Consider the following 10,372-nt stretch of genomic DNA (forward strand, 5'->3'; position numbering starts at 1 on the left):
GTTGGGGGGAGGGGAGGGGTGTTCGTGGGGGCGTGCAATTGCACATATGAAATTTGTGGGTTGTAGGCGGGTTGTAAGCGCAGCCGTTCCGGAAATGTGAGCGGTGACACCCGTCACAGAGGCAACCCCTTGCCAACTCCCCTCATAGCGCCTAATGAGGGTCGCAGTCCGCTTCTGGTGGGAGGTTCGGGGCGGAGCTGTTGATTGTCGTGCCGCCGGCGTCCGGGTAAGCGGGCTCGGCAAGCTCCATGGCGAGCCGCTGGAGGCGATGACAGACCGCGCAGTGCCGCGTGACGTGGCGGTAGCCCGTCGAGGCCGCCAGATGGGCACGCAGGAGCGCGCGAGTCTCGTGTCTGACCACCGGTGCCACCATGCGCGCCNNCATGCGCTGCGGTCCTGACGGGATTTGCTGTGTCCGATTGCGGCTCCGCCGCGGGCGCGGCCTCCGGCAGCCGGGTCCCGGCCCGGGACAAACAGCGGAGCCCGCATCCGAAGGGGATGCGGGCTCCGTAGCCATGCGCTGCGGTCCTGACGGGATTTGAACCCGCGGCCTCCACCTTGACAGGGTGGCGAGCACTCCAAACTGCTCCACAGGACCAGAATTCGCAGCTCCGGTGCGGTGTTTCTTCCGGCGGCTGCGAAGTCAGACTGTACAGCAGCTCGAAGGGTGCGGTCGAACCGGATCCGGGACCCCGCCCGCGGCTACGGCGCCGCCGCGTCGATCGCCTTCACGATCCGCTTGTCCGACACCGGCTGCGCCGTGCCCAGCGCGTGCGCGAAGTAGCTCACCCGCAGCTCCTCGATCATCCAGCGGATGTCCAGCACCTGCTGCGGCACCGGCCGCCCGCGCGGAAGCTGTTCGAGCAGCCAGGCGTACTCGTCCCGCATCTCGTGGACCTTCTCCATCCGCGTGGTGTCGCGCTGGACGTTCGTCGGCATCTGCTGGAGGCGGCGGTCCGCCGCGACCAGGTAGCGCATCAGGTCGGGCAGCCTGCGCAGCCCCGTACGCGTCACGAAGCCCGCCGGCATCAGCTCCGCCAGCTGGTCCTTCACGTCCTGGACGTTGTTGATCAGGACCAGGCTGTTCGTGGACTTCAGCCGCCGCTCGCACGCCTGCCAGGCCGCCAGGATCTGCTCGACGTTGCCGATGGTGCGCACGGTCACGTCGACCAGGTCGGCGCGGACCTTCTCGTAGAGCTTTCGGTACGACTCCTCGTCCCACGCCGGGCCCCCGTGCTCGGCGATCAGCCGGTCAGCCGCGGCGGTCGCGCAGTCGTCGAAGAGCGCCTGGATCGAGCCGTGCGGGTTACGGGACAGGGCCAGCTTCTGCTTGTTGGTGAGGGTGTCCGAGGCGAACTTGGCCGGATTGACCGGGATGTTGAGCAGGATCAGCCGCCGCGTCCCCTGCCACATCGCCTGCTGCTGCTCGGCCTCGGTGTCGTAGAGCCGTACGGCCACCGTCGCGCCCTGGTCGACCAGCGCCGGGTACGCCTTGACCGGCTGGCCGGCCCGCCGGGTCTCGAAGGTGCGGGTGAGCGTGCCGATCGTCCAGTCCGTGAGCCCCGAGCGCTCGACGGACTCGCCCGTCGGCCCCGCCACCGCCGCGGCGGCCTGCGAGAGCGCCTGGCGGGCCTTGGGCCTGAGGGCGATCCGCAGCGCCTCCAGGTCCTTGTCCTCGGCGATCTTGCGGCGCCGCTCGTCGACGATCCGGAACGTGATCTTGAGGTGCTCCGGCACCCGCCCGGGATCGAAGTCGTCGGCCGTGACGGGCACGCCGACCATCCGCTGGAGCTCGCGCGCCAGCGTCACCGGCAGCGGCTCCTGGAGCGGCACGGCGCGCTCCAGGAACCTCTTCGCGTAGTTCGGCGCCGGGACGTAGTGGCGGCGGATCGGCTTCGGCAGGGAGCGGATCAGCTCCACCACCACCTCCTCGCGCAGTCCCGGGATCTGCCAGTCGAAGCCCTCGGAGGTGATCTGGTTGAGCACCTGGAGCGGTACGTGGACGGTCACACCGTCCGCGTCGGCCCCCGGCTCGAACTGGTACGTGACGCGGAACTTGAGCCGGCCCTGCCGCCAGGAGTCCGGATAGTCGTCCTTCGTGACGGCGCCCGCCGCCTCGTTGATGAGCATCGAGCGCTCGAAGTCGAGGAGTTCGGGCTCCTCCTTGCGCTTGTGCTTCCACCACGAGTCGAAGTGCGCGCCGGAGACCACATGGTCGGGCACCCGCTCGTCGTAGAAGTCGAAGAGCGTCTCGTCGTCCACGAGGATGTCGCGGCGCCGGGCGCGGTGCTCCAACTCCTCGACCTCGCCCAGAAGTTTGCGATTGTCATGGAAAAACTGATGGTGCGTCCGCCAGTCACCCTCGACGAGCGCGTTGCGGATGAACAGGTCGCGCGACGCCTCCGCGTCGATTCGGCCGAAGTTCACCTTGCGCCGCTCCACGATCGGTACGCCGTACAGCGTGACCTTCTCGTACGCCATGACGGCCGCCTGGTCCTTCTCCCAGTGCGGCTCGCTGTACGTGCGCTTGATCAGGTGCTGGGCCAGCGGCTCGATCCAGTCGGGGTCGATCTTCGCGTTGACCCGCGCCCACAGCCGGGACGTCTCCACCAGCTCGGCGGACATGATGACGCGCGGCGGCTTCTTGAAGAGGGCCGAGCCGGGGAAGACCGCGAACTTCGCGTTGCGCGCGCCCACGTACTCGTTCTTCGCGCCGTCCTTCACGTCCTTGAGCCCGATGTGCGACAGCAGACCGGAGAGCAGCGAGATGTGTACGGACTGGTCGGGCGCGGGGGCGTCGTCGTTCTCCTCGAACTTGATGCCCATCTGCTTGGCGACCGTGCGCAGTTGGGAGTAGATGTCCTGCCACTCACGGATCCGCAGGAAGTTCAGGTACTCCGCCTTGCACATCCGGCGGAAGGCCGAGGAGCCCAGCGCCTTCTGCTGCTCGCGGATGTAGCGCCACAGATTCAGGAAGGCGAGGAAGTCGGAGGTCTCGTCGCGGAAGCGGGCGTGCTGCTGGTCGGCCTGGGTCTGCTTCTCCGACGGGCGTTCGCGCGGGTCCTGGATGGACAGCGCGGCGGCGATCACCATCACCTCGCGCACGCAGCCGTTGCGCTCGGCCTCGATGACCATGCGCGCCAGGCGCGGGTCCACGGGCAACTGGGAGAGCTTGCGGCCGAGTGGGGTGAGCTGTTTGCGCGGGTCCTTCTGCGCGGCGTCGAACGCGCCCAGTTCCTGCAGGAGTTGGACACCGTCACGGATGTTGCGGTGGTCCGGCGGGTCAATGAAGGGGAACTTCTCGATCTCGCCGAGGCCCGCCGACGTCATCTGGAGGATGACCGAGGCCAGATTCGTACGGAGGATCTCGGCGTCCGTGAACTCGGGCCGCGCGTCGAAGTCGTCCTCGGAGAAGAGCCGGATGCAGATGCCGTCCGACGTACGCCCGCAGCGGCCCTTGCGCTGATTGGCGCTGGCCTGCGAGATGCGCTCGATCGGCAGGCGCTGGACCTTGGTGCGGTGGGAGTAGCGGGAGATACGGGCGGTGCCCGGGTCGATCACGTACTTGATGCCCGGCACGGTCAGCGACGTCTCCGCCACGTTCGTCGCGAGCACGATCCTGCGGGTCGCGCCGCCGCCGGGTCTCTGGAAGACGCGGTGCTGCTCGGCGTGCGAGAGGCGCGCGTACAGCGGGAGCACCTCGGTGTGCCGGAGCTTGCGTTTGTCGAGCGCGTCGGCGGTGTCGCGGATCTCGCGCTCGCCGGAGAGGAAGACCAGGACGTCGCCGGGGCCCTCCGACTGGAGCTCGTCGACGGCGTCGCAGATCGCGGTGATCTGGTCGCGGTCGCCCTCGTCGCCCTCCTCTTCGAGGAGGGGGCGGTAGCGGACCTCGACCGGATACGTACGCCCCGAGACCTCCACGATCGGCGCGTCGCCGAAGTGGCGGGAGAAGCGCTCCGGGTCGATCGTCGCCGAGGTGATGACGACCTTCAGATCCGGGCGGCGGGGCAGGAGCTGGGCGAGATAGCCGAGCAGGAAGTCGATGTTGAGGCTGCGCTCGTGGGCCTCGTCGATGATGATCGTGTCGTACGCGCGCAGGTCGCGGTCCGACTGGATCTCGGCGAGCAGGATGCCGTCCGTCATGATCTTGACGAAGGTCGCGTCCTGGTTCACCTGGTCGGTGAAGCGGACCTTCCAGCCGACGGCCTCGCCGAGCGGGGTCCTCAACTCGTCCGCGACGCGCTCGGCGACCGTACGGGCGGCGATCCGGCGGGGCTGGGTGTGCCCGATCATGCCCCGGACGCCCCGGCCCAGCTCCATGCACATCTTGGGGATCTGGGTGGTCTTGCCGGACCCGGTCTCACCGGCGACGATCACGACCTGGTGGTCACGTATCGCCTGAAGGATCACGTCCTTCTTCTGACTGACGGGCAGTTGCTCGGGGTACGTGATCGCCGGCATCCGGGCCGCGCGGGCGCGCACGCGCTCGGCGGACCTGCCGGCCTCGACCGCGATCTCGTCGAGGACGGCCTGCCGGGCTTCGGGCTTACGGATGCGCCGGACGCCTTCGAGACGGCGGCCGAGGCGCTGCGAGTCGCGCAGCGACACCTCGGCCAGCAGGGACTGAAGGTCGGCGAGGGAAGTAGACATACCGAGCCCAGGGTCTCACCCGGGCCCGGAGAGTGGCGAACCCATTTCGCGGGCAATCGCGGGGCGGGGACACGGAAGCCCCCACCGAGGCTCTCGGCAGGGGCGTCTCGTACCAACTTCAAGATGAGGAGTGGCTGGGGCCGGGATCGAACCGGCGACCTATCGCTTTTCAGGCGATCGCTCGTACCAACTGAGCTACCCAGCCACGCGGCTCTCGCGAGCCACAGCGGTCCTGACGGGATTTGAACCCGCGGCCTCCACCTTGACAGGGTGGCGAGCACTCCAAACTGCTCCACAGGACCTAGCAATGTGCGAGACGAGTCTCGCACACGGTGTTGCGTGCCCCCAACGGGATTCGAACCCGTGCTACCGCCTTGAAAGGGCGGCGTCCTGGGCCACTAGACGATGAGGGCTAAGGGCCCGCCTGGGCGCTTGGTAGCGCGTCGGGGACGTGAGAAGCATATGGGATGCGGGGAGCTATCGCCAAAACGGTTTACGGGGAGGGGGAGCGGGAGGTGGACGCCGGTCCGGACGGTGATCCCGAAGGTGCTCCGGACGGCGGTCCCGACGGCGGTGCCGACGGTGACGGGTCCGTGCCCGGTACGCCCGCCTCCTCCGGGAGATGGCGGCTGACCTCCGCCGTCGTCAGCCCCAGACCGCCCAGCGTGATCTCGTCCCACGCCTGGAGCCGCTTCGTCGTGCTGTCCAGATAGAGCAGCGAGGCGCGGACCTTCTCCGGCTTGTCGTTCTGGACCGCCCGCAGCCCGCCGCCGCCCGCCGAGCCCTCGATCTTCAGCCGCGTACCGAACGGCATGATCTCGGTCTCCCGGTGGTGCACATGGCCGGCCAGCACGAGCGGCACGGTGCCGTCGGTCTCCCTGGCGGCGATCGGGTTGTGTGCGACGGCGATGTCCACCGGGGTGCCCGCCCGCTCCTGGTCGCGGATGGCCGACGCCAGCCGGATGCCCGCCATCTCCTCGGCGGGATCACCGCCGTTGGCCAGCGTGCGGTCGGGGGTGAACTGCGGATCGCCCGTGCCCGCGACCCGGATCCCGGCGACGGTGACGGCGCGGCCGTTGTCGAGGACGTGGACGTTCTTCAGGCCGCGCAGATACTTCTGGGTGGCGGCCGAGTCGTGGTTGCCGCGGACCCACACGTACGGGGCGCCGAGGTCGGGGATCGGGTCGAGGAAGCTGTTCTCGGCCGCCGAGCCGTGGTCCATGGTGTCGCCGGAGTCGATGATCAGGTCGATCCTGTACTGCTTCACGAGCGAGCCGATGATGGCCCAGGCGGCGGGGTTGAGATGGATGTCGGAGACCTGGAGGACACGCAGGGTGCCGGGGTCCGGCTGGTACGAGGGCAGGGTCGACGTCGCGTCGTACAGCTTGGTCACGTTCGTGACGAGGCGTGCCAACTCCTTCTGGTAGACGTCGAATTCGGTGACGATCGAGCGCGCGCTGCCGACGACCTGCGGGGCCGACGAGAGCAGCCCGGAGAAGCGGGGCTCCAGGACCGACTTCGGGTTCCAGGTCGCGAACGCGGTGACGCCGGACGCGGCCAGCAGCGCCAGGGCGAGCCCGCCGGCGGCCAGCGCGCGGCGCGGGCGGCGGTAGACGGCCAGGCCGAGGGCGGTGGCGCCGGAGACGACGGCGACACAGGACCGTACGGCCAGCTCCGTGGTCCCGGCGGAGACGTCGTGCGCGACCTCGTCCTGGAGGCCGGAGAGGCGTTCGGGGTGCTCGACGAGGGCCTGTGAGCGGACCGGGTCGAGCTGGTCGACGTCGACGTCGAGGCGGATCGGGGCCGTGTGCGAGTCGAGTTCCAGCGCGCCCAGCGGCGAGACGTTGATCTTCGTACCGCCGGTGAGGGACGGCCGCAGGGTCATCTTCGTGTCCATGGGCCCGACGGGCGTACGGACGCTGCCGACGATCAGCAGCCCGAGCCAGGCGCCGAACAGCACGACGGCGACCAGGCCGAGCGCACGGGTGTAGGGGTGCGGTGAGCTGACGAGGGCGCTGGTCGGGACGTCACCGCGGGACCGGTAGTGCCGCTGGAACCGCCGTTGGAACCGCTGCCGGAATCGGTTGATCGCTGTGATCGCGGTACGGAACGGGACACGGCGTACGTCGCGGGCCATTGGGCCCGTATGCCCACGGTGGTCAGGGATCATGCGCGGCGCTCGCCTTTCCCCGATCTTGGTGAGCCCTGAATCCCGGTGACCCCTGATCCCGCGGACCTGCGTGACAATGGCGGGGTGCTGGAGATGACGCGCGAGGAGTTCGAGGAACTGGTGGCCGAGGCGCTGGACCGGATCCCGCCGGAGCTGATGCGGCTGATGGACAACGTCGCGGTGTTCGTGGAGGACGAGCCGGACCCCGCGTCGGCGAAGGCGTCGGGAGAGGAGTTCGACCCCGATCTGCTCGGGCTCTACGAGGGGACGCCGCTGACCGATCGCGGCGAGTGGTACGCGGGGGTGCTGCCGGACCGGATCACGATCTACCGGGGGCCGACGCTGCGGATGTGCGAGACGCGCGAGGAAGTGGTGGCCGAGACGGAGATCACGGTGGTGCACGAGATCGCGCACCACTTCGGGATCGACGACGAGCGGCTGCACGAGCTGGGGTACGGGTGAGCGTCCCGGGTCCGGGAGCGGGCGCCGGGACGGGGTTCTCCGCCGAGGCTCTCTGACGGGTCGTCCGGACGGGGTTGGGCGGGCGGCGGGCGTGTCCCTTGTGGGGCAAAGGAAGTTGAGCAGGGCAATCATTCCCCGCCGTCGGGCGCCGTCGCGTTCCTTCGGCGGGCGAGCCCGTTCCACGCCCCCGGAGGTGCCCCCGCGTGCGCCAGTTGTCCGTCACCGGCCGTTTGTCCGCCGCCGGCCGTCTCGCCGTCTGGATCGTCACCTCGGTGGCGGTCGCCACTTCCACGGGCTGCATGAGCGTCGGCAACGACGAAGGGAAGCCGGCCCCCTCGCGATCGGCCGAGCGGCGCGGGGCCGTGGCCGAGCCGGACGGCGGTACGGCGGCCGACGCCGGCGCCGGTCTGCCGGTGGACGGCCGGGGCGAAGCGGGGCCGAAGGGCGCCGAGCACTCCGGCGAGCACGGCGACAAGGGGGAGCCGGGCGCGGCGCGGGAGTCGGGCGACCCGTCGGCGAAGCCGTCGAAGGGCCCGGACGGCAAGCCGCTGCCCCCCGCGCCGAGGCCGCCGGGCGGTGACGTACCGCCCGCGGAACAGCCGACGCGCACCCCGCCGCCGCCCTCCGAGCCGCCACCGCCGGACCCCGACCCGGAGCCGCCGACGCAGCCTGAGCCGACCGGCCCGCAGGAGCCGCCGTCGGCGTCGCCGATGGCGGACGTACGGGCGAGCGCGCTGTCCCCGGGCGACGGGTTCGGGATGCGGAAGGAGCCGGCGGCGTCACCGCAGACGGGGCCGGTGTGAGGCCGGTGTGAGGGGGATCGCGCGGAGGCGGTTTGCCAGGGAGGGGGAGCGGTGCGTATGGTAGTAGATCGTTTGATCATTGCCTGGCGCCGACACAGAAGAGCGCCGCGTGGCGCGTACTCTCCCTTGCCGTGGCTGACCGCATTGAGGCGGTCGAATTGCGAATCACGGAGTTTGGGCGCGTGCCGAGACTCCGGAAGGTTTCGCATTTCGCATGTCCATTTCCAGTACTGACCACACCGTCATGCCCGAGAACGGCTCCGACGAGTCGATCGAGAACATCTCGGTCGAGAGCGTGACGGCAGAGGCCGCCGACGCCCCGAAGACCCCCGAAGTCACCTTCGGCGACCTGGGGTTGCCCGAGGGCATCGTCCGCAAGCTCGCTCAGAACGGCGTCGTCGCGCCCTTCCCGATCCAGGCCGCGACCATCCCGGACGCCCTGGACGGCAAGGACATCCTGGGCCGCGGCCGTACCGGCTCCGGCAAGACCCTCTCCTTCGGTCTGCCGCTGCTGGCGACCCTCGCCGAGGGCCACACCGAGAAGAAGAAGCCCCGCGGCGTCATCCTGACCCCGACCCGCGAGCTGGCGATGCAGGTCGCCGACGCCCTCCAGCCGTACGGCGACGTACTCGGCCTGAAGATGAAGGTCGTCTGCGGCGGTACGTCGATGGGCAACCAGATCTACGCGCTGGAGCGCGGTGTCGACGTCCTCGTCGCCACCCCGGGCCGGCTGCGCGACATCATCAACCGCGGCGCGTGCTCGCTGGAGAACGTGCAGATCGCGATCCTCGACGAGGCCGACCAGATGTCCGACCTGGGCTTCCTGCCCGAGGTCACCGAACTGCTCGACCAGGTGCCGGCCGGCGGCCAGCGGATGCTCTTCTCCGCCACGATGGAGAACGAGATCAGCACGCTGGTCAAGCGCTACCTGAAGAACCCCGTGCACCACGAGGTCGACAGCGCGCAGGGCAACGTCACGACCATGAGCCACCACGTGCTCGTCGTGAAGCCCAAGGACAAGGCGCCGGTCACGGCCGCCATCGCGGCGCGCAAGGGCCGCACGATCATCTTCGTCCGTACGCAGCTGGGCGCCGACCGTATCGCCGAGCAGCTGCGCGACTCCGGCGTCAAGGCGGACGCGCTGCACGGCGGCATGACGCAGGGCGCGCGGACGCGGACGCTGGCGGACTTCAAGGAGGGTTTCGTCAACGCGCTCGTCGCGACCGACGTGGCCGCCCGCGGTATCCACGTCGACGGCATCGACCTGGTCCTGAACGTCGACCCGGCCGGTGACCACAAGGACTACCTGCACCGCTCGGGCCGTACCGCGCGGGCCGGCAAGTCCGGCGTCGTCGTCTCGCTGGCCCTGCCGCACCAGCGCCGCCAGATCTTCCGGCTGATGGAGGACGCGGGCGTCGACGCCGCGCGTCACATGGTCGCCGGAGCGGGCGCGTTCGAGCCGGAGGTCGCCGAGATCACCGGCGCCCGTTCGCTCACCGAGGTCCAGGCCGACTCCGCGAACAACTCCGCCAAGCAGGCGGAGCGCGAGGTCGCCGACCTGACCAAGGAGCTGGAGCGCCTCCAGCGCCGGGCCGGTGAACTGCGCGAGGAGGCCGACCGCCTCGTCGCGCGTGCCGCGCGCGAGCGCGGGGACGACCCGGAGGCGGCGGTGGCGGAGGTCACGGCCGAGGCCGCGGCGGCCATCGAGGCAGCGGCGGCGGCAGCCGTGTCGGTGCCGGCGCAGGCGCCGCGCGACGACCGTGGCAACTACGCGCGGCGCGACGACCGCGGCGAGCGCAGCGGCCGTGGCGGCGCGAAGGGCTACACGCCGCGCGACGGCGGCAGCGGTGACCGTGGCGGCTTCCAGCGCCGCGACGACCGCAAGGAAGGCGGCTTCCGCAGGGACGACCGCCGCGACGACCGTGGTGGCTTCCAGCGTCGGGACGACCGTCCGGCCGGTGGCGGTTTCCAGCGTCGGGACGACCGTCCGGCGGGTGGCGGCTTCCGCCGCGACGACCGCAAGGAAGGCGGCTTCAACCGCGACCGCCGGGACGACCGCCGCGACGGCGCCCGTCCGTTCCAGGGCCGGGACCACCGCCCCACCGGCGACCGCCCGTTCAACCGCGACCGCCGCGACGACCGCCCCTCGGGCGGCTTCCGCTCCGGCGGCCACGACCGCCCGTCGGGCCGCCGCGACGACCACCGCGGAGGCACGACCGGCACGGGCACGAGCACGGGCTCGTTCGGCCGCCGCGACGACAAGCCGCGCTGGAAGCGCAACGGCTGA

At 70.4% G+C, this 10,372-nt stretch carries 6 protein-coding genes and 4 tRNA genes; 3 read left to right on the forward strand and 7 right to left on the reverse strand.

Annotated elements, in window-relative coordinates:
* Nucleotides 1-151: 151 nt before the first annotated feature.
* The 7 genes from BHU15_RS41430 to BHU15_RS20535 form a co-directional block, all read right to left on the reverse strand.
* Complete coding sequence (locus BHU15_RS41430) at nt 152-373, reverse strand: DUF6274 family protein (protein WP_069628539.1); 222 nt, start codon at nt 371-373, stop codon at nt 152-154.
* A gap of 150 nt (nt 374-523) precedes the next feature.
* A tRNA-Asp gene (locus BHU15_RS20510) sits at nt 524-598 on the reverse strand.
* A gap of 104 nt (nt 599-702) precedes the next feature.
* On the reverse strand, nt 703-4,650 hold the full coding sequence (hrpA, locus tag BHU15_RS20515) for an ATP-dependent RNA helicase HrpA (RefSeq protein ID WP_069628536.1): 3,948 nt from the start codon (nt 4,648-4,650) through the stop codon (nt 703-705).
* Nucleotides 4,651-4,781: 131 nt separating this feature from the next.
* Nucleotides 4,782-4,855, reverse strand: a tRNA-Phe gene (locus BHU15_RS20520).
* 22 nt (nt 4,856-4,877) lie between these two features.
* Nucleotides 4,878-4,952: transfer RNA gene (locus BHU15_RS20525), tRNA-Asp, on the reverse strand.
* Nucleotides 4,953-4,990: 38 nt separating this feature from the next.
* A tRNA-Glu gene (locus BHU15_RS20530) sits at nt 4,991-5,063 on the reverse strand.
* An 80-nt stretch (nt 5,064-5,143) separates the two neighbouring features.
* A complete protein-coding gene (locus BHU15_RS20535) occupies nt 5,144-6,787 on the reverse strand; it encodes a metallophosphoesterase family protein (protein ID WP_079128266.1) in 1,644 nt (547 codons plus the stop codon).
* A 117-nt stretch (nt 6,788-6,904) separates the two neighbouring features.
* On the opposite strand from BHU15_RS20535, the gene BHU15_RS20540 reads away from it, so the two are divergent.
* The 3 genes from BHU15_RS20540 to BHU15_RS20550 all read left to right on the forward strand — a co-directional run bounded on the left by BHU15_RS20540 (nt 6,905) and on the right by BHU15_RS20550 (nt 10,372).
* Nucleotides 6,905-7,282 (forward strand): metallopeptidase family protein, encoded by a 378-nt coding sequence (locus tag BHU15_RS20540; RefSeq protein WP_209269254.1) that lies wholly within the window; start codon nt 6,905-6,907, stop codon nt 7,280-7,282.
* A gap of 203 nt (nt 7,283-7,485) precedes the next feature.
* Nucleotides 7,486-8,085: a hypothetical protein gene (locus BHU15_RS20545; RefSeq protein ID WP_069628537.1), complete on the forward strand. Its 600-nt coding sequence runs from the start codon at nt 7,486-7,488 to the stop codon at nt 8,083-8,085.
* A 244-nt stretch (nt 8,086-8,329) separates the two neighbouring features.
* Complete coding sequence (locus BHU15_RS20550; protein WP_069628538.1) at nt 8,330-10,372, forward strand: DEAD/DEAH box helicase; 2,043 nt, start codon at nt 8,330-8,332, stop codon at nt 10,370-10,372.

It is taken from the genome of Streptomyces niveus, assembly GCF_001723055.1.
Taxonomy (GTDB): domain Bacteria; phylum Actinomycetota; class Actinomycetes; order Streptomycetales; family Streptomycetaceae; genus Streptomyces; species Streptomyces niveus.

Excerpts from the sequence above, each read along its gene's own strand:
- BHU15_RS20535 (WP_079128266.1), bottom strand. The coding sequence starts at position 6,787 with ATGGCCCGCGACGTACGCCGTGTCCCGTTCCGTACCGCGATCACAGCG.
- BHU15_RS41430 (WP_069628539.1), bottom strand. The coding sequence starts at position 373 with ATGGTGGCACCGGTGGTCAGACACGAGACTCGCGCGCTCCTGCGTGCC.
- BHU15_RS20550 (WP_069628538.1), top strand. The coding sequence starts at position 8,330 with ATGCCCGAGAACGGCTCCGACGAGTCGATCGAGAACATCTCGGTCGAG.
- hrpA (WP_069628536.1), bottom strand. The coding sequence starts at position 4,650 with ATGTCTACTTCCCTCGCCGACCTTCAGTCCCTGCTGGCCGAGGTGTCG.